Origin of the sequence: Burkholderia sp. BCC0506 (assembly GCF_902833145.1) — a bacterium.
Taxonomy (GTDB): Bacteria; Pseudomonadota; Gammaproteobacteria; order Burkholderiales; family Burkholderiaceae; genus Burkholderia.
Genome location: NZ_CADFEN010000025.1, coordinates 1 through 24,299 on the forward strand (window position 1 = coordinate 1; position 24,299 = coordinate 24,299).

At 68.8% G+C, this 24,299-nt stretch carries 23 protein-coding genes and 1 pseudogene; 13 read left to right on the top strand and 11 right to left on the bottom strand.

Annotated features, from left to right (window positions below; genetic code table 11):
* Positions 1-283 precede the first annotated feature (283 nt).
* On the top strand, positions 284-1,822 hold the full coding sequence (locus HWX62_RS32525; protein ID WP_244136139.1) for a S41 family peptidase: 1,539 nt from the start codon (positions 284-286) through the stop codon (positions 1,820-1,822).
* 18 nt (positions 1,823-1,840) lie between these two features.
* Here HWX62_RS32525 and HWX62_RS32530 read toward each other — a convergent pair whose 3' ends face one another.
* The 4 genes from HWX62_RS32530 to HWX62_RS32545 form a co-directional block, all read right to left on the bottom strand.
* Positions 1,841-3,118, bottom strand: a complete 1,278-nt coding sequence (locus HWX62_RS32530) for an MFS transporter (RefSeq protein WP_175933252.1) — start codon at positions 3,116-3,118, stop codon at positions 1,841-1,843.
* A 194-nt stretch (positions 3,119-3,312) separates the two neighbouring features.
* On the bottom strand, positions 3,313-3,894 hold the full coding sequence (locus tag HWX62_RS32535; RefSeq protein WP_034187441.1) for a YceI family protein: 582 nt from the start codon (positions 3,892-3,894) through the stop codon (positions 3,313-3,315).
* A gap of 65 nt (positions 3,895-3,959) precedes the next feature.
* The gene (locus HWX62_RS32540) at positions 3,960-4,520 is read right to left on the bottom strand and encodes a YceI family protein (RefSeq protein WP_175933253.1); all 561 of its coding nucleotides are present in this window, start codon (positions 4,518-4,520) and stop codon (positions 3,960-3,962) included.
* An 8-nt stretch (positions 4,521-4,528) separates the two neighbouring features.
* Positions 4,529-5,089 (bottom strand): cytochrome b, encoded by a 561-nt coding sequence (locus HWX62_RS32545; RefSeq protein WP_175933254.1) that lies wholly within the window; start codon positions 5,087-5,089, stop codon positions 4,529-4,531.
* A gap of 258 nt (positions 5,090-5,347) precedes the next feature.
* Between HWX62_RS32545 and HWX62_RS32550 the strand changes: the two genes are divergently transcribed.
* The 6 genes from HWX62_RS32550 (at position 5,348) to HWX62_RS32575 (ending at position 13,000) form a co-directional block, all read left to right on the top strand.
* Positions 5,348-6,013, top strand: a complete 666-nt coding sequence (locus HWX62_RS32550) for a paraquat-inducible protein A (protein WP_175933255.1) — start codon at positions 5,348-5,350, stop codon at positions 6,011-6,013.
* Positions 6,010-6,645, top strand: a complete 636-nt coding sequence (locus HWX62_RS32555) for a paraquat-inducible protein A (protein ID WP_175933256.1) — start codon at positions 6,010-6,012, stop codon at positions 6,643-6,645. The genes HWX62_RS32550 and HWX62_RS32555 overlap by 4 nt, the downstream gene beginning before the upstream one ends.
* Positions 6,638-8,257: an MlaD family protein gene (locus tag HWX62_RS32560; RefSeq protein ID WP_175933257.1), complete on the top strand. Its 1,620-nt coding sequence runs from the start codon at positions 6,638-6,640 to the stop codon at positions 8,255-8,257. The genes HWX62_RS32555 and HWX62_RS32560 overlap by 8 nt, the downstream gene beginning before the upstream one ends.
* Positions 8,254-8,973: a PqiC family protein gene (locus HWX62_RS32565; RefSeq protein ID WP_175933258.1), complete on the top strand. Its 720-nt coding sequence runs from the start codon at positions 8,254-8,256 to the stop codon at positions 8,971-8,973. The genes HWX62_RS32560 and HWX62_RS32565 overlap by 4 nt, the downstream gene beginning before the upstream one ends.
* 465 nt (positions 8,974-9,438) lie before the next feature.
* On the top strand, positions 9,439-11,553 hold the full coding sequence (locus tag HWX62_RS32570) for a site-specific recombinase (RefSeq protein WP_175933259.1): 2,115 nt from the start codon (positions 9,439-9,441) through the stop codon (positions 11,551-11,553).
* Positions 11,554-11,695: 142 nt separating this feature from the next.
* A complete protein-coding gene (locus HWX62_RS32575) occupies positions 11,696-13,000 on the top strand; it encodes a class I SAM-dependent RNA methyltransferase (protein ID WP_175933260.1) in 1,305 nt (434 codons plus the stop codon).
* A 75-nt stretch (positions 13,001-13,075) separates the two neighbouring features.
* Here the strand turns inward: HWX62_RS32575 and HWX62_RS32580 are convergent, their stop codons facing one another.
* Together HWX62_RS32580 and HWX62_RS32585 are read right to left on the bottom strand one after the other, a co-directional pair.
* Positions 13,076-13,540, bottom strand: a complete 465-nt coding sequence (locus tag HWX62_RS32580) for an SRPBCC family protein (protein WP_175933261.1) — start codon at positions 13,538-13,540, stop codon at positions 13,076-13,078.
* The gene (locus HWX62_RS32585; protein ID WP_175933262.1) at positions 13,533-13,865 is read right to left on the bottom strand and encodes a metalloregulator ArsR/SmtB family transcription factor; all 333 of its coding nucleotides are present in this window, start codon (positions 13,863-13,865) and stop codon (positions 13,533-13,535) included. The genes HWX62_RS32580 and HWX62_RS32585 overlap by 8 nt, the downstream gene beginning before the upstream one ends.
* Before the next feature lie 175 nt (positions 13,866-14,040).
* Here HWX62_RS32585 and HWX62_RS32590 point away from each other — a divergent pair, with 175 nt between their 5' ends.
* Together HWX62_RS32590 and HWX62_RS32595 are read left to right on the top strand one after the other, a co-directional pair.
* Positions 14,041-14,445: a VOC family protein gene (locus HWX62_RS32590; RefSeq protein WP_175933263.1), complete on the top strand. Its 405-nt coding sequence runs from the start codon at positions 14,041-14,043 to the stop codon at positions 14,443-14,445.
* Between the two features lie 73 nt (positions 14,446-14,518).
* Complete coding sequence (locus tag HWX62_RS32595) at positions 14,519-15,205, top strand: YafY family protein (protein WP_175933264.1); 687 nt, start codon at positions 14,519-14,521, stop codon at positions 15,203-15,205.
* A gap of 73 nt (positions 15,206-15,278) precedes the next feature.
* On the opposite strand, the gene HWX62_RS32600 is transcribed toward HWX62_RS32595, so the two are convergent.
* Positions 15,279-16,202, bottom strand: a complete 924-nt coding sequence (locus HWX62_RS32600) for a carbon-nitrogen hydrolase family protein (protein WP_175933265.1) — start codon at positions 16,200-16,202, stop codon at positions 15,279-15,281.
* An 80-nt stretch (positions 16,203-16,282) separates the two neighbouring features.
* On the opposite strand from HWX62_RS32600, the gene HWX62_RS32605 reads away from it, so the two are divergent.
* Positions 16,283-17,203, top strand: a complete 921-nt coding sequence (locus tag HWX62_RS32605; RefSeq protein ID WP_175933266.1) for a LysR family transcriptional regulator — start codon at positions 16,283-16,285, stop codon at positions 17,201-17,203.
* A gap of 88 nt (positions 17,204-17,291) precedes the next feature.
* Here HWX62_RS32605 and HWX62_RS32610 read toward each other — a convergent pair whose 3' ends face one another.
* The 3 genes from HWX62_RS32610 to HWX62_RS32620 are packed head-to-tail and all read right to left on the bottom strand — an operon-like array spanning position 17,292 to position 20,220.
* A complete protein-coding gene (locus HWX62_RS32610; RefSeq protein ID WP_175933267.1) occupies positions 17,292-18,746 on the bottom strand; it encodes an NAD(P)(+) transhydrogenase (Re/Si-specific) subunit beta in 1,455 nt (484 codons plus the stop codon).
* Positions 18,743-19,069 carry an NAD(P) transhydrogenase subunit alpha gene (locus HWX62_RS32615; RefSeq protein ID WP_175933268.1) on the bottom strand — a complete coding sequence of 109 codons (327 nt, stop codon included), beginning with the start codon at positions 19,067-19,069 and terminating at the stop codon, positions 18,743-18,745. Before HWX62_RS32615 ends, HWX62_RS32610 begins: the two co-directional genes overlap by 4 nt.
* 11 nt (positions 19,070-19,080) lie before the next feature.
* Complete coding sequence (locus HWX62_RS32620; protein ID WP_175933269.1) at positions 19,081-20,220, bottom strand: Re/Si-specific NAD(P)(+) transhydrogenase subunit alpha; 1,140 nt, start codon at positions 20,218-20,220, stop codon at positions 19,081-19,083.
* Between the two features lie 279 nt (positions 20,221-20,499).
* Between HWX62_RS32620 and HWX62_RS32625 the strand changes: the two genes are divergently transcribed.
* The 3 genes from HWX62_RS32625 (at position 20,500) to HWX62_RS32635 (ending at position 23,896) form a co-directional block, all read left to right on the top strand.
* Complete coding sequence (locus HWX62_RS32625) at positions 20,500-21,009, top strand: NUDIX hydrolase (RefSeq protein WP_175933270.1); 510 nt, start codon at positions 20,500-20,502, stop codon at positions 21,007-21,009.
* A complete protein-coding gene (gene mnmA, locus HWX62_RS32630) occupies positions 21,006-22,157 on the top strand; it encodes a tRNA 2-thiouridine(34) synthase MnmA (RefSeq protein WP_175933271.1) in 1,152 nt (383 codons plus the stop codon). The genes HWX62_RS32625 and mnmA overlap by 4 nt, the downstream gene beginning before the upstream one ends.
* Before the next feature lie 119 nt (positions 22,158-22,276).
* Entirely contained in the window at positions 22,277-23,896 is a 1,620-nt protein-coding gene (locus tag HWX62_RS32635; protein WP_175933272.1) for an FMN-binding glutamate synthase family protein, read from the top strand.
* A 76-nt stretch (positions 23,897-23,972) separates the two neighbouring features.
* Here the strand turns inward: HWX62_RS32635 and HWX62_RS32640 are convergent.
* Positions 23,973-24,299 (bottom strand): annotated as a pseudogene (locus tag HWX62_RS32640) (DDE transposase); the annotation flags it as partial.

A 24,299-nucleotide genomic window follows, 5' to 3' on the forward strand; every position in this document is an offset into this window, starting at 1 on the left:
CCCAGTGCCTGAAGTGCCTTGCGATCGAGCAATTGCCTCTCCTGACGTCCTTAAAGTCAGGCGTCAGGTTACGCAATTGCTCTCAAACCCTCCACGGTTTCCTGCGATGAACCTTTTTTTATGTCCGCACGGCCGCCATGCGGCACGCAAGCGGCCCGACGCGTGGCGCCGCGGGCGTCGGCTACAATCGTCACCGCCCGGCCCCCGGCATGCCGGCCGCGCGACGGCCGGGCAAGCCCCCCCTCGTCACCCGTCCGAACGTGCGGTCCCGATGATGCCTCCCATGCGTGTCGTTCGTCGCCTCGCCGTCTGCGCAGCCGTCGCGGCCGCGTGCCCGTATGCGCCGCTCGCCGGTGCGCAACCGGCATCCGCGCCCCCCGCCGCTTCGCTGCCTGCCGCCTCCGCCGCTTCGGTGCCCGCCGCCCAACCGCCATCGCCGTGCCCGTCCGACTGGGAGCGGCAGCTCTGCGAACTGAAAGCGGCCGTCGAAGTGCTGAAGAAACAGCACCTCACCGACGTCGACATCGGCGCGCTGCTCGACGCGGCGACCCACGAAGGCATCAAGACGCTGCCGTACGCGCGCTTCTTCAACGCGAAGGAAGAACAGGAACGGCGCGACGACGAACGGCGCGCACGCGACGGCACGCCGGGCATCGGGATCGTGTTCGAGACGCGACCCGACGGGCTGCACATCATCGACGTGATTCCCGACGCGCCGGCGGAACGGGCCGGCGTGCGGCCCGACGATCTCGTCGTCGCGATGAACGACAGGAGCGTGGTCGGCATCGACGGCAGCGAGCTGATGAAACTCGCGAAGGGCGACGCGGGCGTGCCGCTGAAGCTCGCGGTGCAGCGCGGCCCGAAGCATGCGGTGCTGACCTTCGCGCCCGTGCGCGCGATCGTCAAGCCGCATCCGGCAACCGCGAAGCGGCTGGACGGCGACATCCTGTACACGCGGCTGTCGAGCTTTCCGGAGCCGGCGGTCGGCGACTATATCGACGCGGTGCAAGCGGCACGCCGCGCGGGCCCGCCGGTGAAGCAGATGATCCTCGACCTGCGTATCAACGGCGGCGGCGCGCTCAATGCCGCGATCGGCATCACCGCGCTGTTCGCGGGACGCGACCGCACCGCGATGGTGACGGTCGAGCGCGACGGCGCGCACCGCCGCCGCTACTCGACCAACTGGCCCGACTACGAACTGCCCGTCATGCACGGGCGGGATCCGCTCGCGCCGCTGCAGGCCGACGACTGGTGGCGCACGGTGCCGCTCGTCGTGCTCGTCGACGGCCAGAGCGCGTCGGCCGCGGAAGCGACCGCGGCCGCGCTGAAGGATCTCGGCCGCGCGACCCTGCTCGGCATGCCGACCTACGGAAAAGGGCTCGCGCAGACGGGCGTCGACCTGATCGACGGCACACGCCTGAATTTCACGTTCGCGCGCAATCTGCGGCCGAACGGCTGCCCGATGGACGGCTACGGCGTCGTGCCGGACTGGCTCGTGCCGCCGCGCCGCGATTCGGACGTCGACGGCGTGCTGCTGTGGTACCGGGAGGTCGATCTCGCCCGCGCGCCGTATGCGGACCGGCAGGCGCCCGACCCGTTCGCGCAGGTGCGCAAGGCGCGGCAGAAGCTGCGCGACGCGCGCATGCGCGCGAAGGTCGATACGACGAGAAGCGCGGCGCTGCCGCAGCGCGCGTTCGGCACGGCCGCCGACTGGCAGCTCCGGCAGGCGCTCAATGCCCTCGCCGGCCGCCCGGTGCAGACCGTCGCCGCGCCGGCGCAACTGATGCCCGCGCAGCCGGTATGCGAGCGCGGCGGCAACTGAAGCGCCGCCCGCCCCTTTTCAGCGAAACCCGAACCGCCGCCGCAGCACGACCAGCGCCGCGAGGCTCAGCACGGCCGCGAACATCAGGTAGAAGCTCGGCGCGGTCTTCATCCCGGTCTCGCGGATCAGCCACGCGATGATGAACGGCCCGAAGCCGCCGAAGATCGTCACCGCGACGTTGTACGCGAGCGACATCCCGGTCGTGCGCGTCTGCACCGGAAACACCTCGGACAACAGCCCCGGCAGCGCCGCGAAGTAGCCGGTCATCAGGAACGCGAGCAGCACCTGCAGCGCGATCAGCGTGCCGAAGCCCGGATGCGCGACGAGATACGCGAACGCCGGATAGATCAGCACGAGAATGCCGACGGCCGGCGCGATCATCACGCGCACGCGGCCGTAGCGATCCGACCAGTGGCCGACGAGCGGCGCGAACGCCATCTGGATCACGCCGACCACGAGAATCGCGGCAAATGCGGCGGACGGCGCGAGGCCGAGCTGCTTCACGCCGTAGGTCGGCATGAACAGCACGAGGTAGGTTGCGACGGTGCCGAGCACGACCACGCCCATCGCCGCGACGAGGCGCGCCTTGTGCGACGCGAACGTGTCGCGCAGCGGGCTCGCGGTGCCTTCGGCCGCGAGGAATTCGGGCGTCTCGTCGACCTTGGTGCGGATGTAGTACGCGACCGGCCCGAGCAGCAGCCCGAAGAAGAACGGCACGCGCCAGCCCCACGACGCCATCTGCGCGGCCGTGAGCTGCGCGTTCAGCACGGTGCCGAAGCCCGCGGCGAGCAGCGTCGTGAGCCCCTGGCTCGCGACCTGCCAGCTCGCGAAGAAGCCGCGCCGGCCCGGCACGTGCTCGGCGAGGAACGCGGTTGCGCTGCCGAATTCGCCGCCGGCCGAGAAGCCCTGCATCAGCCGCGCGGCGACGAGGATCACCGGCGCGGCGACGCCGATCGTCTCGTAGGTCGGCAGCACCGCGATGATCAGCGTGCCGGCCATCATCAGCAGGATCGACAGCGTGAGCGCGGCCTTGCGGCCCGCGCGGTCGGCATACGCGCCGAGCACGATCGCGCCGAGCGGCCGCATGAAGAACGACACGCCGAACGTGCCGAGCGTAAGCAGCAGCGACACCGTGTCGTTGCCGGCCGGGAAGAACAGCTTCGAGATCGTCACCGCGAAAAAGCCGTAGACGACGAGATCGAACCACTCGAGCGCGTTGCCGATCGACGCGGCGACCACCGCGCGCCAGACGCGCGGCGACGAGGCAATGGAGCTGGACTGCGTGACGGCGTGCATCGGGCGATCTCCTTGTCGTTGTACGTTCTGTTCGAGGCGGCCGCCGTCGCGCCGTCGGCCTGCCCGGCGCCGCATGTGGCCATGCGGCGCTCGGGCGATTATAGGCGCGCAAAAAAAACCGCCGCGCCCCGGTAACGGTAGCGCGGCGGTCGGCCCGCGGGCGCCGGCACGATGGCCGGCCCTGTCGGGAAGCCTTACTGCTGCTTGACCGCTTCGGCCGTGATCAGCAGCTTCGTCTTCATCTTGAAGCCGTACTGCTTGCCGTAGTCGAGGCCGAAATCGTCGCGGCTGAATTCGCCGACCGCGTCGACGCCGCACACTTCACGCTTGAGCATCGGGTGCGGCATGCACTTGAACGAATCGATCTTCAGCGTGAGCGGCTTCGTGACGCCATGCAGCGTCAGGTTGCCGACCACCGACACCGGCTTGTCGCCGTCGAACTTGATCGTGCCCTTGTAGTTCGCCTGCGGGAACTTCGCCACGTCGAAGAACTCGGCCGTCTGCAGGTGCTCGTCGAGCTTCGCGCTGCCCGTGTGGATCGACGCGATGTCGGTCGTCACGTCGACCGTGCCGGTCTTCGCCGCGCGGTCGAGCGTCACGGTGCCGCTCGACTTGTCGAACTTGCCGCGCCAGACCGACAGGCCGCCGAAGTGGTCGGCCTCGAAGCTCGGGTACGTGTGGCTCGGGTCGAACTGGTAGGTTGCGCTTTCGGCGAAGGCCGAGAACGACAGCGAAGCGGCCAGCGCGCCTGCGGCGATGATCAGATGCTTTTTCAAACTTTTTCTCCTAGGAACGGCGCCGCGCCCTCGCGCGGCATTCAGTTGACGCGGCAACCTGCCGCTTACTTCGTGGCGACGAGATGGAACTTGATCTGCACTTCGTCCGCGACGATCGACGTGTCCTTCCACTCGCCGGTGCCGACGTTGAAGGTCGAACGCTTGATCGGCAGCACACCGTCGAACGTCTGCGTCGCGCCGTTTTGCGCGACCGTGACGGGCACCGTGACGGTCTCGGCCTTGCCCTTGATCGTCAGCTTGCCGGTCACGTTGTACTTGTTGCCGCCGGCCGGCGCGATCGCCGACGACACGAACGTCGCCTGCGGATAGGTCTTCGCGTCGAACCAGTCCTTGCCGGCGACCTGGTCGTTGTACATCTTGTCGCCGAGGTCGAAGCTCGCGACGTCGATCGTCATTTGCGCGGTGCCCTGCGCGGCTTTCGCCGGGTCGAACTTCACCTGCGCGGAAAACTTCTTGAACGCGCCTTCGGTCGGCACGTTCATCTGCTTCGACACGGCGGACACCTTGCTCTTCGCGAGATCGACGTCGGCATGCGCCGCGCCCGACGCGACGAGCACCGCCGCGGCGAGCGCGGTCAGCATGGAGCGGGAGAAAGACACTTTCATGGGATCCTTCATTTGGCAAAGGGAAGCATGCGCGACAGCAGGCCGTCGCGATCCAACAGCTGGTGCTTGAGCGCCGCGAGCACGTGCATCGCGACGAGCGCAAGCAGAATGTAATTCAAAGAGACGTGCAGCGTCTTGAAGGTTTCCTTGAGCGCCGGATCGGGGTCGATCAGGCGCGGCAGCGGCACGATGCCGAGATAGACGACCGGGATGTTCGACGCCGAGCTGTACAGGTAGCCCGTCGCGGGAATCGCGATCATCAGCACGTACAGCAGCATGTGCACGCCGTGCGACGCCGCGCGCTGCCATGCCGGCGTGTCGCCCGGCAGCGGCGGCGGCACGTGGGTCGCACGCCACAGCACACGGACCACGGCCAGCGCGAACACCGTCACGCCGATCCACTTGTGCCACGAGAAGTATTTCAGCTTGGTCGGCGTGAAGCCGGGGATGTCCGTCATCACCCAGCCGAGCGCGAAGCCGCAGACGATCAGCAGCGCGATCAGCCAGTGCAGGGCGATCGCGGTATGCGCGTAGCGTGCCGGCGTGGCCGGCGGCGATTTCGATGCCATCTTGGATCCTCAGTTCAGCGAACGGCCGCGCCGGTAAATTCGTCCGACGCATGTCAAGGGCGCCATGCTACCGCAACCTTTTGACGTGCGCGGACTCTGAGGACAGGCGCGCCAGCCGGCTGACGGTTTCCCGTCATGTTACCGAGCGGTCACGAAACGCACGGTCCTTGACCCATCGAAAAAGCCCTTTTGGTAAGATTGGCGCGGGTTCCGGCCCCGTCGACGCGTTGCCCCAACCGTCGCAACACCGCCTTTTCCATGCAACGATACGACCTGATTGCCTGCCACGAATGCGACGCACTGTTGCATAAACCGCGCCTGAGCGGCCGCGAAATCGCGCGCTGTCCGCGCTGCGACGCGCTGCTCTATCGCAACAGCACCACGCAGATCGAGCGCATCAGCGCGCTCGCGGTCGCCGCGCTCGTCACGTTCATCATCGCGCAGGCGTTCCCGATCCTCGAAATGGACCTGAACGGCACGCGCGTGCAGACGACGCTGATCGGCGCGATCGACGCGCTGTGGCATCAGGACATGGAGATCGTCGGCGTGATGGTGTTCTGCTCGACCGTGCTGTTCCCGCTCGTCGAGATGGCCGCGCTGCTTTACGTGCTGCTGCCGATCCGGCGCGGCGTCGTGCCGCCCGGCCTCAACCTCGTGCTGCGCACGATCCAGCTCGTGCGGCCGTGGGGGATGATCGAGGTGTTCATGCTCGGCATCCTGGTCACGATCGTGAAGATGGTGAGCCTCGCGCGCGTCGTGCCCGACGCGGCGCTGTTCGCGTTCGGCGCGCTCACGCTGATGACCGCCGTCGTGCTGATGTTCGACCCGCGCACGCTGTGGGACATCGCCGACGACCTGCGCGCCGGCCGCGCGCCGGCGCGGCCCGACGCCGCCGCGCCGCTGCCGGACGCGCCCCGCCGATGACGAGCCCCACGCCGACCGCCGCCCGCGCGGGCTACGTCAGCTGCCACGCGTGCGGGCTCGTGCAGACGATCGACCGGCCGCACGCGCATTGCCCGCGCTGCGGCAGCGCGCTGCACGTGCGCACGCCGAACAGCATCATGCGCACGTGGGCACTGCTGCTCGCGGCCGCCATCCTCTACATTCCGGCGAACCTGCTGCCGATCATGCGGACGTCGTCGATCGTGGGGTCGCAGCAAGACACGATCATGAGCGGCGTCATCTATTTCTGGACGTCGGGCGACTGGCCGCTCGCCGTGGTCGTGTTCGTCGCCAGCATTCTCGTGCCGATGCTCAAGCTCGGCGTGCTGACGATCCTCGTCACCAGCGCGCAGCGCCGCGCCGCGTGGCGGCCGCTGCAGCGCACGCGCCTCTACCGGATCGTCGAGCGCATCGGCCGCTGGTCGATGCTCGACATCTTCGTCGTGACGCTGACCGTCGCGCTCGTCCACTTCCGTTCGCTCGCCGTCATCACGGCCGGCCCCGGCGCACTCGCGTTCGGCTCGGTCGTGATCCTGACGATGCTCGCGTCGATGCAGTTCGATCCCCGCCTGATCTGGGATCCAGTCGAAACCTCAGGGAATCACCATGAATAGTCCACAAGGCCCGCAGCACGACGCGCCCCGGCCGCCCGATCCGGCGATCTCGACGAAAAGCGGCTGGCTGCCGTCGCTCGTCTGGCTCGTGCCGCTGATCGCCGCGCTGATCGGCATCGGCCTCGTGATCAAGTCCGTGCGCGAGCGCGGCCCGGAAATCACGATCAGCTTCCACAGCGCCGAAGGGCTCGAACCGGGCAAGACCCAGGTCAAGTACAAGGACGTCGAGATCGGCACGGTCAAGACGATCAAGCTGTCGAAGGACCTGTCGCGCGTGCTGGTCGAGGTGCAGCTCAAGAAGGAAGCCGAGGACTTCGCGGTCAAGGGCTCGCGCTTCTGGATCGTACGGCCGCGCGTCGGCGCGACCGGCGTGTCGGGGCTCGGCACGCTGCTGTCGGGCGCGTACATCGGCGTCGATGCGGGCCACGGGCAGGACACGCAGACCGACTTCACCGGCCTCGAGACGCCGCCCGCCGTCACCGGCGACCAGAAAGGCACGCAATACGTGCTGCGCGGCGATTCGCTCGGCTCGGTCGACATCGGCTCGCCGGTCTACTACCGCCGCGTGCAGGTCGGCCAGGTGGTCGGCTTCTCGCTCGACAAGGACGGCACGGGCGTCACGTTCAACGTGTTCGTCAATGCGCCGTACGACCAGTACGTCGGGATGAACACGCGCTGGTGGCAGGCGAGCGGCGTCGACCTGCGGCTCGATTCGAGCGGCCTGAAGCTGAACACGCAGTCGCTCGCGACGGTGATCCTCGGCGGCATCGCGTTCCAGACGCCGCCGAACCAGGGCACCGGCGCGACCGCGCCGAACAACACGACGTTCCGCCTCGGCTCCGACGAGGGCGACGCGATGCGCGACCCGGACGGCCAGCCGCTGCAGGTCGTGATGAACTTCAACCAGTCGCTGCGCGGGCTCGCCGTCGGCGCGCCGGTCGACTTCCGCGGCATCGTGCTCGGCGAAGTGACGAACATCGGCATCGACTTCGATCCGAAGACGAAGAACTTCCTGATGCCGGTAACGATCAACGTGTATCCGGAACGCCTCGGCCGCCGCTTCCGCGAGACGATCGAGAGCAAGGGCGAACCGGCGCGCCGCGAGATCGTCGAGCGGCTCGTCCAGCACGGACTGCGCGGCCAGTTGCGCACCGGCAACCTGCTGACGAGCCAGCTGTACGTCGCGCTCGACTTCTTCCCGAAGGCGCCGGCCGTGAAGATCGACACGAGCCATCTGCCGTTCGAGCTGCCGACCGTGCCGAACACGCTCGACGAGCTGCAGCTGCAGGTCGCCGACATCGCGAAGAAGCTCGACAAGGTGCCGTTCGACCAGATCGGCGCGAACCTGAACAGCGCGCTCGCGAACGCCGACAAGCTGTTCAAGCAGCTCGACACGCAGGTCGCGCCGGAGGCGCGCGACACGCTGTCGGCCGCGAAGCAGACCTTCTCGACCGCCGAGGCGACGCTGCAGCAGGATTCGCCGCTGCAGTCCGACGTGCGCGGCGCGCTGAAGGAGCTCACGCGCACGCTGCAATCGCTGAACGCGCTCGCCGACTATCTGGAGCGCCACCCCGAATCGCTGCTCAAGGGCAAGCCAGGAGATAAACCATGACGACACGCGTGAACGGTTTTGCGAGCGGCGCGGCGGCGGCCTTCGCCGCACTCGCGCTCGCCGCATGCAGCTCGCCGCCCGCGCGGTTCTACACGTTGAGCCCGGCCGACGCCGCGGCGCCGCTGCGCACCGCGCCGGCCAACCCGGCGTTCCTGATCGAGGTGCCGTCGGTCGGTGTCCCCGAGCAGGTCGCGAAGAATCAGCTGGTCGTGCAGAAGAACGCCGCGCAGGTCGACGTGCTCGAGCAGGAACGCTGGGCGTCGCCGCCCGCCGACGAGATCCGCCGCGCGCTGTCGGACGATCTCGCCGCGCAGCTCGGCACGATCGACGTCGCGAATTCCGCGTACCCGCCCGGCGTGCCGGTGTACCGCATCAGCGTGAACGTGCAGCGCTTCGAGTCGTGGCCAGGCAAGCGCGCCGCGGTCGACGCCGTGTGGAGCGTGCGCTCGCTCGCCACGCAGGCCGTGATGACCTGCCGCACGAGCGTCGCGGAACCGGTCGCCGACGGCTACGACGCGCTCGTCGCCGGCCACCGGCGCGCGCTCGACGCGATCGCCACGCAGGCCGCGGCCGGCGTGCGCGCGATGGCCGCCCGCCGCGGCGCGGCGGCCGCGCCCGCTGCCGGCGGCAAGACGGCCGCCGCGCCGGTCGTGCCGTGCCCGGCCAACCCGGCGGCCGGCGGCGACGCCGGCGCGACGGGCAAGTCGGGCGCATAAGCGAACGCGCACGGCGCACGCGGGCGACCGTTCGACACGGCGTTCGCGTGCGCGCGGTCGAATGGCGCGGCGCGGCCACCCGCGCACGCCAGCCGCCGCCGGCTGCACGCGCGCACCGCCCTCATCGGCCGGCCGCCCCTTTACATTCTTTGTCAAAGCCGCCGGAACCCGCGCCATGCAACGCGGTCGGCTTGCGTTTTCCGGCCCGATTGACGATCCTACGCACTTTCAGGCTCGCGCCGCTCGTCGTGCGCGCGAGCCCAGCGGCGCCGGGCCGCATTCGGCCCGACCGCGGTGCCTGCCGGCGCCGCCCGCGAATCGCGTGCACCGCGGCGGGGCAGCCGCACCTCGGGTCGCCGCGCCCCGTCCGGCACCGGCCCCGTCTCACCCGTTCTCACCGGCGCCGCGCCGTTTCCCCGGCCGGCATCCCGAACCCGCCCGTCCCGGGCTTTCGCTATTCCGTTTATGTTTCGTTCCCTGACGACCCTGATCAAGAAGTGGCGCGCGTCGCGCAATGCCGGTCACCAGCTCGATGCGCTGCTCGCGCACGCCGATGCCGACGCGTCGTACGCCGAGCGCAGCGAATGGCTGATCGAGCTCGCGCACTGGCTGCGCCGCAACGGCACGGTGCAGGACGCGCAGCCCGAGCGCGACGCCGACACGCGCGCGTATCCGGCCCATGCGCGGCTGCGCTACCTGTTCCACGTGCTCGATCGCAATCCCGCGTGGAAGTCGCACGCCGCGCGCATCCTGCGCGGCATCCTGCGCGAGTGCGACGGCATCTCGCTGCTGTGCGACGCCGGCATGCCCGTGCATTCGGGCTTCTTCGGCGCGCTGTTCGAGCGGATCGATTCATCGCTGATCCCGCCCGCGCCGAACCGCCGCGAGCTGTCGGCGCTGTTCACGCTGATGTTCCCAACGCCCGACGACGCGAAATGGATCGACGCGTTGCCCGACGACCTGCTCGCGCGCCTCGCCGAGCTGATCTCGTTCGACGTCACCGAAGAAGAGCGCCACGAGCCCGGCTCGTTCTCGCGCGACCTGCTGGCCGCGCTGCACAACCTGACCTGCCAGATCAGCTCGACCGGCCTGTCGCAGACCGTGCGCAGCCGGCTGTCCGACGACGACGCGCGCAAGCCGCTCGAATCGCAGCCGTTCTACCGCCTCACGCGCGCCATGCTCGCGGTCGAGACCGCGCATGCGGCCGTCGAGGACGGCGGCGACCCGAGCAAGCTGCTGCACGAGGTGAACTACCTGCGCGTGCTGCTCGACGAATGCCGGATCGCCGTCGACGACGTATTCGCGCACCTGTACCGCAACGGCGTGTCGGTCGACATCGTGTTCCAGGTCGAGCGGATGCGCATGCGCATCCTGCGCGCGGAAACGCTGCTCAACGCGTGGATGGCACGCGACGACCTGCACGGAATGGCGCACCTGACCGCCGAGCTCGTCGACGCGAACCAGAACAGCCAGAGCGTCGCGCACCTCGTGCGCAGCAACTTCTCGCTGTTCGCGCGCAAGCTCGTCGAGACCAACGCGGACACCGGCGAGCACTACATCTCGCGCGGCCGCGCCGAGTACCTGAAGATGCTGCGGATGGCCGCAGGCGGCGGCCTCGTCACCGTCGCGACCGTGTGCGTGAAGTTCGCGATCACGGGCGCGCACCTGCAGTCGATGCTCGAAGGGCTGCTCGCGGGCATCAACTACGCGGCCAGCTTCATGCTGATGCACTTCCTGCACTTCACGCTCGCGACCAAGCAGCCCGCGATGACCGCGCCGACGCTCGCGCGCGAACTCGACGACACCGGCCACGAGGAAGGCGTGAAGGCGTTCGTCGCGTCGGTGATCGCGCTGATCCGCACGCAGGCGGCCGCGATTTCCGGCAACGTGCTGGTCGTGCTGCCCGTGTGCCTGCTCGTGCAGCTGTTCGCGGGCAACGTGCTGCACACGAACGTGATCTCGCCGGAGAAGGCGCACGCGACGCTGCATTCGTTCTCGCTGCTGGGCCCGACGCCGTTCTACGCGGCGCTCACCGGCGTGCTGCTGTGGGCGTCGAGCCTGCTCGCCGGCTGGGCCGACAACTGGTTCGTGCTGCACCGGGTCGGCGACGCGCTCACGTACAACCGCCGGCTGCGCCTGACGCTCGGCGCGGCCGGCGCCGCGAAGCTCGCGCACTTCTGCCGCTCGAACGTCGCCGGCGTGGTCGCGAACGTCGGCCTCGGCCTGATGCTCGGCCTCGTCCCGGCGATCGTCACCGTGTTCATGTTCCCGTTCGAGGTGCGGCACGTGACGCTGTCGGCCGGCTCGATCGGGGTCGCGCTCGGCGTGCTGGGCAAGGATGCGCTCGGTACGCCCGAGCTGTGGTGGGCCGGCGCCGGCGTGCTCAGCATGGCGATCCTCAACGTGCTCGTGAGCTTCGCGCTCGCGTTCACGATGGCCGTGCGCTCGCGCAGCCTGCGCCCGACCAAGGTGCGCGCGCTCGTCGCGGCGATCGTCCGCACGGTGCTGGCGCATCCGCTCGCGCTGTTCTGGCCGGCAGGCAACCCCGCCGCACGCGCCGGCCAGCCGGGCGCGCACTGATCTGCAAGGCGGCGGCGCCCCCGCGCGTCGCCGTCCCGGCACGCGCGCGCGCCGGTCACGCCGGCGCCGCCGCGCCGAAACGCCGGCCCCGGTCGCCCGCGCCGCGTACAATAGTGGACTTTTGCACGTCCTCACCCGCCTTATGTCCTCGCCCACCCTGTTCGAATTTTTCGCCCCCTGCCCGCGCGGCCTCGAAGCGGCGCTTGCCGCCGAGCTGGCCGAAATCGCCGGCCGCCACCTGAACGGCGCGCCGTTCACCGCGGGCGCGCAGGTGCCGGGCGGCGTCCATTTCGGCGGCGGCTGGGCCGCCGGCATGGCCGCGAACCTCCATTCGCGGATCGCGAGCCGGATCCTGCTGAAGATCGCGCACCGCGCGTACCGCAACGAGCAGGACGTCTACGCGCTCGCGCTCGAGCAGCCGTGGGAGCGCTGGTTCGCGGCCACGCAGACGCTGCGCGTCGACATCACCGCGATCAAGTCGCCGCTGAAGAGCCTCGAATTCGCGACGTTGCGCGTGAAGGACGCGATCTGCGACCGGATGCGCGAGAAGACCGGCGCGCGCCCGAGCATCGACACCGGCGCGCCGGACGTGCGCGTGTTCGCGTTCCTGACGGCGGGCGAGTGCACGCTGTACCTCGACACGTCGGGCGAGCCGCTGTTCAAGCGCGGCTGGCGTCTCGACAAGGGCGCGGCGCCGCTGCGCGAGAACCTCGCGGCCGGCATCCTGCGCCTGACGGGCTGGACGCCCGGCACCGCGCTGTACGACCCGATGTGCGGCAGCGGCACGTTCCTCGCGGAAGCCGCGCAGATCGCGCTCGGCGTGGCGCCCGGCGTCGAGCGCCGGTTCGGCTTCGAAAAGCTCAAGCAGTACGACATCACCGCGTGGCAGGGGCTGAAGGTCCCGGCGCTCGACGCGAAGCGCGCGGCGCGGGCCAAGCGCGGCGAAGCGCTCGGCGTGTACGGCAGCGACATCTCCGGCGACATGCTCGAGAAGGCGCGCGCGAACCTCGAGCGCGCGGGCGTGCCGTCGGTGTGGCTCAAGCAGGTCGACGCGCGCGGGATGACGCCGCCGTGCGACGGGCCGGGCATCCTCCTCGCGAACCCGCCGTACGGCGAGCGGATCGAAGTGCGCGGCCGCGGCGCGCGCGGCGAGGTGCGCGAAACCGGCCGCAACCGCGGCAACGACGACGCATTCCGCCGCACGCACACCGACGCGCCGGACAGCGAGTTCTTCAACGCGCTCGGCGATGCGCTGAAGCAGCGCTTCACGGGCTGGCAGGCGTTCCTGCTGACGTCCGACCGTTCGCTGCCGGGCCAGCTTCGGCTGCGCGAATCGGCCAAGACGCCGCTGTTCAACGGCGCGCTCGAATGCCGGCTGTTCCGCTTCGACCTGATCGCCGGCAGCGTGAAGGCGCGCCCGGCCGCGTCGGAAGGCGACGACGCGTAAGCCATCCGTCCGCGTCCGCAAGCAACGACGTGTCAAGGGGCCGCCATCGCGGCCCCTGTGCTTTTCGGCCGCCGCTCAGTGCTTCGACTGCGACCAGCGCGCCATCGTGAACGGCAGCGCATGCCCCGTCTCGAGCAGCGACTTCAGGCTCGACAGCACGACCGGCCAGCCGCCGCGAATCCCGCGGTCCATCTCCGAACCGGCCACCAGCCCGTCGTGCGTGACGGTCAGCTTCACGACACCCTCGTGAGGCTCGACCAGATAGGTCACGCGCGATTCCTCGCCGTCGCCAGACGGCGTGCGCCACGTGACGACCAGCCGGCGCGGCGGATCGTTCTCGACCACTTCGCCGACGATGTCGACCCGCGACGGGTCGTCGTAGTCCTGATGTTCCCAGCGCGAGCCCGGCCGCCAGTCGGGCGACGCGTTGCGATGCCGCACCCAGTAGTCCTTCGTCAGCTCGGCGTTGGTCAGCGCGTCGAACACGCGCTCGGGCGTGGCCGCGATGAAGGTCACGTACACGAAGGCGGGATTACCCATCGTCATCTCCTGTGTCGCGCGGCGCTTCCAGCCCGCGCTTCAGATCCGCCAGCGCCTGCAGGCGCTGACGCTCGAACTTGCCGATCCAGCGTTCCGCGATGTCGTGGATCGGCACCGGATTCAGGTAATGCAGCTTCTCCCGGCCGCGCCGCGTCGTCGCGACGAGATTCGCGGCCTCGAGCAGCGCGAGATGCTTGCTCACGGCCTGCCGGCTCATCGCGAGCCCGTCGCACAGCTCGGACAGCGTCTGGCCGCTTTTCGCATGCAGCAGGTCGAGCAACTGACGGCGCGTGGCATCGGCCAGCGCCTTGAAAACGAGATCCATGCCGCTCCCGGGTCGATGCGCCTATTATGCAACCAAATGGTTGCATGTCAAGGGTGACAACTCTACTGACAATACGGTGTCAGCAGCCGGCGATCACACTGCAATCCCGGCGCAATGCAGGCTGGTTTCCACCGAATCCGCATAACAACGCAAACAACGCAACAAGGAGCTCGTCATGACGTCAGCAACCGCCACTGCAACCCTGGAGCGCGCGATCGCGTGGTTCGACATTCCGTCCCTCGATTTCGACCGTGCGATCCGCTTCTACGAAACCGTGCTGCAAACCACGATGCAGCGCGCGGTCATCGGCGGCGTGCCGATGGCGATGTTCGATCGCGACGCGTCGAGCACGGGCGGCAGCATCGTGTTCGATCCGCAGCAGATCAAGCCGAGCGCGAACGGCGTGCTCGTCTACCTGAACGCCGGCGAATCGGTCGTCGCCGCGCTCGAACGCGCGAAGCGCGCGGGCGGCGTCGTGCAGGGCTCGGTCGTCGAGCTGCCGAACAACTACGGCTACGTCGGCTACCTGATCGACACGGAAGGCAACCGCGTCGGCCTGCACGCGCCGAAATGCCACTGAGTGCGGCGCTCAGCGGGCCGGCGCGGCGCTATCATCGCAAAGTCCCCGCCGCCAGAGGAATCGAGGTGCTGTCATGACCCGCCGTGCCGACCGCCTGTTCCAGATCGCCGAGCTGTTGCGCGGGCGTCGTCTCACGACCGCGCAGCAACTGGCCGACTGGCTGTCGGTGTCGCCGCGCACGGTCTATCGCGACGTGCGCGACCTGCAACTGTCGGGGGTGCCGATCGAAGGCGAAGCCGGCATCGGCTACCGGCTGAACCGCAACGCGAGCCTGCCGCCGCTCACGTTCACGGCCGAGGAGCTGGCCGCGCTCGCCACCGGCGCGCGCATGCTCGAGACCTGGGGCGGCGCGCGCTTCGCGAGCGGCGCACGCTCGGCGCTCGCGAAGATCGCATCGGCGATGCCGGCCGACAAGCGCACGGCGCTCGACCGCCTGCCCGTGTTCGCGCCGTCGTTCCACATCGACGAGACGTTTTGCGCGAAGGTGGACGCGATCCACCAGGCGATCGACACGCGCCACATCGTCGGCTTCGCCTATCGCGACCGGCTCGGCGCGCATTCGCAGCGGCGCGTCTGGCCGCTCGGGCTCGTCTACTGGGGCGGGCGCTGGACGATCGGCGCGTGGTGCGAGCTGCGCGGCGATTTCCGCACCTTCGACATCGCGCGCATGGGCGACATCACCGTGCACGAGCAGTTTCCGGACATGGAAGGCCGGCGCATCGCCGACTACATGCGCATCGCGGAAGCGCCGATGCGCTGACGCGGCGCGGCGGCGGGCGCGCGCCGCCGCCCTTCATTTCCCGGGCGCCGTATGGCGCCCGGCCCTGCTTCCGTTACCCGCCGAACACCACCGGTCGCTTCGGCCGCTCGTCGACGTGCAGCGAAAACACGTCCGCACGCGCGTAGTGGCCGACGACGTCGAAGTCGTAGCGCGCCCGCACGAGCTCGTCGGTGTCGATACGGGCGGTCACGAGCCCGGCCTCGCCGATCAGCGGCTCGGTCAGCAGGTCGCCGAGCGGCCCGACGATCACGCTGCCGCCGCGGATCAGCGGCCGCTCGGGGTCCCAGCCCGGCACGTCGATGCCGAGCGCGCGCGGCGACGGCTGCACCTGGCACGCGCTCACGACGAAGCAGCGCCCTTCGTGCGCGATGTGCCGCATCGAGCTTTGCCACAGGTCGCGCTCGTCGACGGTCGGCGCGCACCAGATCTGCACGCCTTTCGCGTACATCGCGCAACGCAGCAGCGGCATGTGGTTCTCCCAGCAGATCGCGGCGCCCGCGCGGCCCGCGGCCGTCTCGATGACGGGCAGCGTCGAGCCGTCGCCCTGCCCCCAGATCAGCCGCTCGGTGCCGGTCGGCATCAGCTTGCGGTGCTTCGCGACGAGCCCGTCGCGCGGATCGAAGAACAGCGCCGTGCAGTACAGCGTGCTGCCGCCGCGCTCGATCGCGCCGACCACGAGGCTCGCGCCCGTGCGCTGCGACAGCGCGGCCAGTTCGTCGGTTTCCGGGCCCGGCACGTCGATCGCCTGCGCCGCGTAGCGCGCATACGCGTCGCGGCCCTCGGGCAGCCGGTAGCCGAGCCGCGTGCCGAAGATCTCGCCTTTCGGATAGCCGCCGAGCACGGCCTCGGGCAGCACGACCAGCGACGCGCCGCTGTCGCGGATCGCGGTTTCGTAGCCGAGGATCGTGTCGAGCGTGGCGCGCGTGCCGGCGGGCGATGCGCCGATCTGCAGCGCGGCGATGACTGACGTGGACATGAAGGCGTCTCCGGTGAGTGGGGTGTCGCCATCTTTATCGATAAGATGTCATCGATCAAATCGATGGAACGATATGTGTCATGAATGCGGATGATATCGCCGGGCTCGACCTGAACCTGCTGAAGGTGTTCGAGGCACTGTACGAGGAAGGCGGCGCGAGCCGCGCGGCGCTGCGGCTCGACCTCACGCAGTCGGCGGTCAGCGCGGCGCTCGGACGGCTGCGCACGATCTACGCCGATCCGCTGTTCGTGCGCACCGGCCGCGGGCTCGCGCCGACGCCGCGCGCGGACGAACTGAAGCCGATCCTGTCCGATGCGCTCGACCGCTGCCGCGAAAGCCTCGCGATCGCGGCCGACGGCGGCGAGCGCGTCGGCCGCACGATCTCGATCGGGCTGTCCGACGATTTCGAGATCGCGCTCGGCCGCGCGCTGATCGAGGCGGTCGCGCGCGAAGCGGCCGGCATCCGGCTGATCTTCCGGCAGACCCACAGCGGCATCGCCGGCGACGCGCTCTTGCGGCACGGCGTCGATCTCGCGATCGCGTCGGGCGGATTCTCGGCGAACGGGCTCAGCCGGCGCGCGGTCGCCACCGGCGGCTATGCGTGCCTGATCGACCCGGCCGGCCGCGCGCGGTCGCCGCGCACGCTGACGCTCGCCGAGTTCCTGCGGCGCGACCACCTGCTCGTGTCGTCGGGCGGCGTGATCGGGATCGTCGACGAGGCGTTGGCCGCGCTCGGCCACAAGCGGCGCGTCGCGGCATCGACCACGCATTTCGCCGCGCTGCCGTACCTGCTCGCCGGCTCGGACGCGGTGGCGACGATTCCCGCGCATGCGGCGCGCGCGATCGCGCAATCGACCGCGCTGCGCGCGCTCGCGTGCCCGGTGGAGCTGCCGCGCTATCCGGTCGAAATCGGCTGGCGCACGAGCACGCAGCGCGATCCGGCGATCGTGCGCGTACGCGATACGGTCGCCGCCTGCGTCGCGCGCCTCGTCGCACCATGAAAAAAGCCCGGCCGGCTTGCGCCGGCCGGGCTTGTCCGGGGCGCGGCGCCCGTGCATCGAAGCGGGTGCCGCGTCGCCGGAGCATGCATTACTCGACGGCCTTCACCATGTCCTCGATGACCTTCTTCGCATCGCCGAACACCATCATCGTCTTGTCCATGTAGAACAGGTCGTTGTCGAGGCCCGCATAGCCGGCCGCCATCGAGCGCTTGTTGACGATCACCGTGCGCGCCTTGTACGCCTCGATGATCGGCATCCCCGCGATCGGCGATTTCGGGTCGTTCTTCGCGGCCGGGTTCACGACGTCGTTCGCGCCGAGTACGAGCACCACGTCCACCTGACCGAATTCGCCGTTGATGTCCTCCATCTCGTGCACGATCTCGTACGGCACTTCCGCTTCAGCGAGCAGCACGTTCATGTGCCCAGGCATCCGCCCGGCGACCGGATGGATCGCGTACTTCACGTCGATGCCCTTCTCGACCAGCTTGTCGGTCAGCTCCTTCAGCGCGTGCTGCGCGCGCGCGACGGCGAGCCCGTAACCCGGCACGATCACGACCGATTCCGCGTTGCCGAGCATGAACGCCGCGTCGTCGGCCGAGCCCGACTTCACCGGCCGCTGCTCCTGCGCGCCCGCCGCACCGCCGGCCGCGGCTTCTCCGCCGAACCCGCCGAGGATCACGTTGAAGAACGAGCGGTTCATCGCGTGGCACATGATGTACGACAGGATCGCGCCCGACGAGCCGACCAGCGACCCGGCGATGATCAGCATCGCGTTGTTCAGCGAGAAGCCGATGCCGGCCGCCGCCCAGCCCGAGTACGAGTTCAGCATCGACACGACCACCGGCATGTCCGCGCCGCCGATCGGGATGATGATCAGCACGCCGAGCACGAACGCGATCGCCGTCATGATGATGAACGGCAGCCACGCCTGCGTGATGAAGAACAGGATGCCGAAGCCGAGCATCGCGATCGCGAGCATCAGGTTGATCAGGTGCTGGCCCGCGTACACGACCGGCGCGCCCTGGAACAGCCGGAACTTGTACTTGCCCGACAGCTTGCCGAACGCGATCACCGAACCGGAGAACGTGATCGCGCCGACGAACGTACCGATGAACAGCTCGACGCGGTTGCCGTACGGGATGAAGCTCGACGACACCGCATCCTGCGGCACGAGCCCGAACGCCTCCGGCTCCGACACCACCGCATACGCGATGCACACGGCCGCGAGACCGATCAGCGAGTGCATCGCCGCGACGAGCTCCGGCATCTTCGTCATCTCGACGCGCGCGGCGACGACTGCCCCGACGCCCCCGCCGACGATCAGCGCGCCGAGCACGAGCGCGAGGCCGAGCGGCAGGTTCGCGCCGAGCCACGCGGCCTGCTTGACGATCAGCGCGACCGTCGTGAGGATCGCGATGGCCATCCCGACCATCCCGAACAGGTTGCCGCGCCGCGCGCTCTTCGGGTTCGACAGCCCCTTCAGCGCCTGGATGAAGCACACCGACGCGACGAGGTACAGCAGCGTAACGACGTTCATGCTCATCGCGCGCCCTCCTTGCCGCCCTCGACGCGCTTGGGCTCCTTCTTGCGGAACATCTCGAGCATGCGCCTCGTCACGAGGAAGCCGCCGAACACGTTGACGGCCGCGAGCGCGACCGCGAGCGTGCCGAACAACTTGCCGGTCGCGCCGACGGTCAGCGCCGCCGCGAGCATCGCGCCGACGATCACGATCGCCGAGATCGCGTTGGTCACCGCCATCAGCGGCGTATGCAGCGCGGGTGTGACGTTCCAGACGACGTGGTAGCCGACGTACACCGCCAGCACGAAGATGATCACGTTGATCACCGTGTGATTGATGACTTCCATGGTCTCCTCCGTTATTTGCGCGTGACTTCGCCGTCGCGGCACAGCAGCGTCGCGGCGACGATGTCGTCGGTCAGGTCGATGTTCAGCGTGCCTTCCTTCGTGACGATCAGCTTCATGAAGTCGAGCAGGTTGCGCGCGTACAGCGCCGATGCGTCCGATGCGACCATCGATGCGAGGTTCGTGTAGCCGGCGATCGTCACGCCGTGGTGCACGATCACCTGGTCGGCGACGGTCAGCGGGCAGTTGCCGCCCCTGCGGCCGTCGATTTCCGGGCCGCGGCCGGCCGCGAGATCGACGAGCACCGAGCCGGGCTTCATCGACTGCGCGGTGTCGACCGAGATCAGCGTCGGCGCCGGGCGCCCGGGAATCAGCGCCGTGGTGATCACGATGTCGGCCTGCTTCGCGCGCTCGTGCACGAGCGCGGCCTGGCGGCCGAGCCACGACGGCGGCATCGGGCGCGCATAGCCGCCGACGCCCTGCGCGGCTTCGCGCTCCTCGTCGGTTTCGAACGGAACGTCGAGGAATTTCGCGCCGAGCGACTCGATCTGCTCCTTCACGGCCGGCCGCACGTCGGACGCCTCGATCACGGCGCCCAGCCGCTTCGCGGTCGCGATCGCCTGCAGGCCCGCGACGCCCGCGCCGAGAATCAGCACGCGCGCCGCCTTCACGGTGCCCGCGGCCGTCATCAGCATCGGCATGAAGCGCGGATACAGCGACGCGGCCACCAGCACGGCCTTGTAGCCGGCGATGTTCGCCTGCGACGACAGCACGTCGAGACTCTGCGCGCGCGTCGTGCGCGGCGCGGCCTCGAGCGCGAAACCGGTCACGCCGGCCGCCGCGAGTTGCGCCGCCTGCTCGCCGTTGAACGGCTCGAGCATGCCGACCAGCACGGTGCCGCGCTTGAGCAACGGCAGTTCGGTGTCGGTGGGCGCCTGGACCTTCAGCACGATGTCGGCGTCAAAAGCGGCCGACTGGTCGGTCAATTCCGCGCCGGCGGCCGCATAGGCTTCGTCGGGATAGCTGGCTGCGCTGCCGGCCCCTTTCGCGATACTGACCCGATGGCCGGCCGCCGCGTATTTCTTCACGGTTTCCGGCGTCGCGGCCACACGCGCCTCGTTGGCCCGCGTTTCAGCAGGCACTCCAATATGCATCGTCAGTTCCTCCAGTCATTGTCAGTATTTCTTTTCTTGCGATCTTTACTGCACAACGAGCCGGACAGGCTGACTTACCGGCTCACGAGCAACGGCTTTCACGCTGCACTTTAACCGAAAGCGATGGCCCCGCCAGCACTTTGCGCACGACCGTGCGCGAATGCGACACGCGCTTGGCCCGCGCCGTCACGTATCGCCGGCACGGCCGCTTCGAGAGGGTCGGATTCGTCTAACGGAACGGCCGGCAGCGTTCGGGCGCAACCGGTAAAATGCCGAACCATGAAACCCGAAATCTGGACCCCGCATGTGACGGTCGCCGCGCTCGTCGAGCGTGCCGGCCGCTTTCTCGTGATCGAGGAAGAAACCTCGACGGGCCTGCGCATCAATCAGCCGGCCGGTCATCTCGAGGCCGGCGAAACGCTGGCCGACGCCGTGATCCGCGAAACGCTCGAGGAAACCGCGCACCCGTTTACGCCCGACGCGCTCGTCGGCGTCTATCTCGCGCACTACGAGCGCCCCGGCAGCGCCGGCGCGACCTACCTGCGCTTCACGTTCTGCGGCACGGCCGGCGAACCGGTCGCGGGCCACGTGCTCGACGACGGCATCGTCCGCACGCTGTGGATGACGGCCGACGAACTGCGCGCATGCGGCGAACGCCATCGTTCGCCCGCGGTGATGCGCTGCGTCGACGACTATCTCGCCGGGCGGCGCGTTCCGCTCGATTTCGTGCACACGCATTCGGTCGCCCCGCGCCCCGAGGCATTCGAACGTCAGGCGGTCAGCAAATGAGCAAGCGTCGTGTAGTGGTGGGCATGTCGGGCGGCGTCGATTCGTCGGTGACCGCGTGGCTGCTGAAGGAACAGGGCTACGACGTGGTCGGCCTGTTCATGAAGAACTGGGAAGACGACGACGACGGCGAGTACTGCTCGACGCGCCAGGACTGGATCGACGTCGTGTCGGTGGCCGACCTGATCGGCATCGACGTGGAAGCCGTCAACTTCGCCGCGGAATACAAGGACCGCGTGTTCGCCGAGTTCCTGCGCGAATACTCGGCCGGCCGCACGCCGAACCCCGACGTGCTGTGCAACGCCGAGATCAAGTTCAAGGCGTTCCTCGACCACGCGATGTCGCTCGACGCGGACATGATCGCGACCGGCCACTATGCGCGCGTGCGCGAGCGCGACGGGCGTTTCGAACTGCTGAAGGCCTTCGATCATACGAAAGACCAGTCGTACTTCCTGCACCGGCTGAACCAGGCGCAGTTGTCGAAGACGATGTTCCCGCTCGGCGAGATCCCGAAGACGAAGGTGCGCGAGATCGCCGCGCAGATCGGGCTGCCGAATGCGAAGAAGAAGGATTCGACCGGCATCTGCTTCATCGGCGAACGGCCGTTCCGCGATTTCCTGAACCGCTATCTGCCGACGAAACCCGGCCCGATGAAGACGCCCGACGGCAAGGTGGTCGGCGAACACATCGGCCTCGCGTTCTACACGTTCGGCCAGCGCAAGGGCATCGGCCTCGGCGGCAGCAAGAGCGGCAGCGGCGAACCGTGGTTCGTCGCCGCGAAGGACATCGCGTCGAACACGCTGTACGTCGTGCAGGGCCACGATCATCCGTGGCTGCTGTCGCGCGAGCTCGTCGCCGGCAACGTGAGCTGGGTCGCCGGCGAGCCGCCGGCCGAAGGCTTCGCGTGCGGCGCGAAGACGCGCTACCGGCAGGCCGACGCGGCGTGCACGTTCAGCGGGGCCGCGACAGGCGAAGCGCGCTTCTCGCTCGCGTTCGACGACGCGCAGTGGGCCGTCACGCCCGGCCAGTCGGCCGTGCTGTACGACGGCGAAATCTGCCTCGGCGGCGGCATCATCGAATCCGCGGCCACCGGCCAGCCCGGTCGGGCCGAGGCGGCCGGCCAGGCGCCGGTGCTCGCCGAAGCACGCTGACATCCATTCGGTTTAGACTTGCGGCACGCCGCGCCCGGGGCAACACGATTGCGCCGCGGCCGGCGCGCCGCCTTCGCAGCGTACGCATGGCGGTATTTCAAGATTCTTACGGAGTCCCCATGCTTTCAAGACGCTACCTCGCGATGTGGGGCGCCGTGCTGTTGCTCGTTGCAGCAGCCGCGCTCGCGTCGATCCACGTGCTTTCCTGGCTGTGGATCGTCATCCCGATCGCCCTCGTCGCGCTCGGCCTGTACGACCTGAACCAGGACCGCCATGCGATCCTGCGGAACTACCCGCTGTGGGGCCACTTCCGCTTCCTGTTCGAATTCATCCGACCTGAAATCCGCCAGTACTTCGTCGAGGACGACACCGACGAGAAGCCGTTCTCGCGCGCGCAGCGCAGCCTCGTCTACCAGCGCGCGAAGAACGTCGCCGACAACCGCCCGTACGGCACCGAGCTGAACGTGAAGGCCGTCGCGCACGAATGGATCAGCCATTCGCTCGCGCCGACGAAGCTGCCGAACCACGATTTCCGCATCCGCGTCGGCGCGACTCGCGCGCAACCGTACGACATTTCGATCTTCAACATCTCGGCGATGAGCTTCGGCTCGCTGTCCGCGAACGCGATCCGCTCGCTGAACCTCGGCGCGAAAAAAGGCGGGTTCGCGCACGATACCGGCGAGGGCTCGCTGTCGAAGTACCACCGCGAGCACGGCGGCGACATCATCTGGGAAATCGCGTCAGGCTACTTCGGCTGCCGCAACGACGACGGCACGTTCAACCCCGACAAATTCGCGAAGCAGGCCGCCGATCCGCAGGTCAAGATGATCGAGGTGAAGCTGTCGCAGGGCGCGAAGCCCGGCCACGGCGGCGTGCTGCCGGCCGCGAAGATCACGCCGGAAATCGCCGAGACGCGCGGCGTGCCGATGGGCAAGGACTGCATCTCGCCCGCGACGCACTCGGAATTCTCGACGCCACGCGGGCTGCTCGAATTCGTCGAGCGGTTGCGCACGCTGTCCGGCGGCAAGCCGACCGGCTTCAAGCTGTGCATCGGCCATCCGTGGGAATTCTTCGGGATCGCGAAAGCGATGCTCGAGACGGGCATCGTGCCCGACTTCATCGTCGTCGACGGCGCGGAAGGCGGCACCGGCGCGGCGCCGCTCGAATTCACCGACCACGTCGGCGTGCCGCTGCAGGAAGGGCTGCTGCTCGTGCATAACACACTCGTCGGAATCGGCGTGCGCGATCGCGTGAAGCTCGGCGCGAGCGGCAAGATCATCACCGCGTTCGACATCGCGCGCACGCTCGCGATCGGCGCGGACTGGGTGAACTCGGCGCGCGGCTTCATGTTCGCCGTCGGCTGCATCCAGGCGCAGCACTGCCACACCGACCGCTGCCCGACCGGCGTCGCGACGCAGGACCCGGTGCGCCAGCGCGCGCTCGTCGTGCCCGACAAGGCCGAGCGCGTGTACAACTTCCACCGCAATACGCTGCATGCGCTGCAGGAACTGGTGCAGGCGGCCGGCCTCGCGCATCCGTCCGAGCTGCGCGCGCATCACATCGTGCAGCGGGTCGCGCCGCACGAAGTACGGCTGATGTCGCAACTGCTGAAGTACCTGAAACCCGGTGCGCTGCTCGACGGCCGGACCTGCGGCTTCTCGCTGTACGACAAGTGGTGGCCGATCGCGCGCAGCGATTCGTTCACGCTCGGCGAAGCCGTGTACGCGTCGATCGAGTGACGCGCGCGGCCGCCCCGCTATGACGGCGGGCGGCCCGCGCCGCAAAAGGAAAAGCGCCCCGCGGGGCTAATGCCGTTCAGTTAAGGTTCTTTTTAAGGACGCGGACGGCATAGCGTTTTGGCACTGCCTTCACGGCCCGCTCGAATTTTCGAGCGGGCCGTTCTTCTTTGAGCTGCGCGACCAGACGTAGTCGCAGCCGTTGCAGCAGGGCTGGGAGTTTGCCCTGCGCACGGGTGATCGCGGCCCAGTGCAATTCGTACTGGATGACGTGGAAGGCGCGCACGAAGCTAAGCTCGGTCGGCTCGCACTTCACCGCAAGCGCGGCCTTGGCAATCTCCAATCGCACGAGGTTGTAGGCAATCAGCGCGCCCCAGATTTCCTGATACACCCCCTCAACGCTGCG

Excerpts from the sequence above, each read along its gene's own strand:
- HWX62_RS32635 (WP_175933272.1), top strand. The coding sequence starts at position 22,277 with ATGCTTTCAAGACGCTACCTCGCGATGTGGGGCGCCGTGCTGTTGCTC.
- HWX62_RS32620 (WP_175933269.1), bottom strand. The coding sequence starts at position 20,220 with ATGCATATTGGAGTGCCTGCTGAAACGCGGGCCAACGAGGCGCGTGTG.
- HWX62_RS32545 (WP_175933254.1), bottom strand. The coding sequence starts at position 5,089 with ATGGCATCGAAATCGCCGCCGGCCACGCCGGCACGCTACGCGCATACC.
- HWX62_RS32590 (WP_175933263.1), top strand. The coding sequence starts at position 14,041 with ATGACGTCAGCAACCGCCACTGCAACCCTGGAGCGCGCGATCGCGTGG.
- HWX62_RS32550 (WP_175933255.1), top strand. The coding sequence starts at position 5,348 with ATGCAACGATACGACCTGATTGCCTGCCACGAATGCGACGCACTGTTG.
- HWX62_RS32625 (WP_175933270.1), top strand. The coding sequence starts at position 20,500 with ATGAAACCCGAAATCTGGACCCCGCATGTGACGGTCGCCGCGCTCGTC.
- HWX62_RS32570 (WP_175933259.1), top strand. The coding sequence starts at position 9,439 with ATGTTTCGTTCCCTGACGACCCTGATCAAGAAGTGGCGCGCGTCGCGC.
- HWX62_RS32610 (WP_175933267.1), bottom strand. The coding sequence starts at position 18,746 with ATGAGCATGAACGTCGTTACGCTGCTGTACCTCGTCGCGTCGGTGTGC.
- HWX62_RS32530 (WP_175933252.1), bottom strand. The coding sequence starts at position 3,118 with ATGCACGCCGTCACGCAGTCCAGCTCCATTGCCTCGTCGCCGCGCGTC.
- mnmA (WP_175933271.1), top strand. The coding sequence starts at position 21,006 with ATGAGCAAGCGTCGTGTAGTGGTGGGCATGTCGGGCGGCGTCGATTCG.
- HWX62_RS32540 (WP_175933253.1), bottom strand. The coding sequence starts at position 4,520 with ATGAAAGTGTCTTTCTCCCGCTCCATGCTGACCGCGCTCGCCGCGGCG.
- HWX62_RS32605 (WP_175933266.1), top strand. The coding sequence starts at position 16,283 with ATGAATGCGGATGATATCGCCGGGCTCGACCTGAACCTGCTGAAGGTG.
- HWX62_RS32525 (WP_244136139.1), top strand. The coding sequence starts at position 284 with ATGCGTGTCGTTCGTCGCCTCGCCGTCTGCGCAGCCGTCGCGGCCGCG.
- HWX62_RS32585 (WP_175933262.1), bottom strand. The coding sequence starts at position 13,865 with ATGGATCTCGTTTTCAAGGCGCTGGCCGATGCCACGCGCCGTCAGTTG.
- HWX62_RS32595 (WP_175933264.1), top strand. The coding sequence starts at position 14,519 with ATGACCCGCCGTGCCGACCGCCTGTTCCAGATCGCCGAGCTGTTGCGC.
- HWX62_RS32580 (WP_175933261.1), bottom strand. The coding sequence starts at position 13,540 with ATGGGTAATCCCGCCTTCGTGTACGTGACCTTCATCGCGGCCACGCCC.
- HWX62_RS32600 (WP_175933265.1), bottom strand. The coding sequence starts at position 16,202 with ATGTCCACGTCAGTCATCGCCGCGCTGCAGATCGGCGCATCGCCCGCC.
- HWX62_RS32615 (WP_175933268.1), bottom strand. The coding sequence starts at position 19,069 with ATGGAAGTCATCAATCACACGGTGATCAACGTGATCATCTTCGTGCTG.
- HWX62_RS32575 (WP_175933260.1), top strand. The coding sequence starts at position 11,696 with ATGTCCTCGCCCACCCTGTTCGAATTTTTCGCCCCCTGCCCGCGCGGC.
- HWX62_RS32560 (WP_175933257.1), top strand. The coding sequence starts at position 6,638 with ATGAATAGTCCACAAGGCCCGCAGCACGACGCGCCCCGGCCGCCCGAT.
- HWX62_RS32565 (WP_175933258.1), top strand. The coding sequence starts at position 8,254 with ATGACGACACGCGTGAACGGTTTTGCGAGCGGCGCGGCGGCGGCCTTC.
- HWX62_RS32555 (WP_175933256.1), top strand. The coding sequence starts at position 6,010 with ATGACGAGCCCCACGCCGACCGCCGCCCGCGCGGGCTACGTCAGCTGC.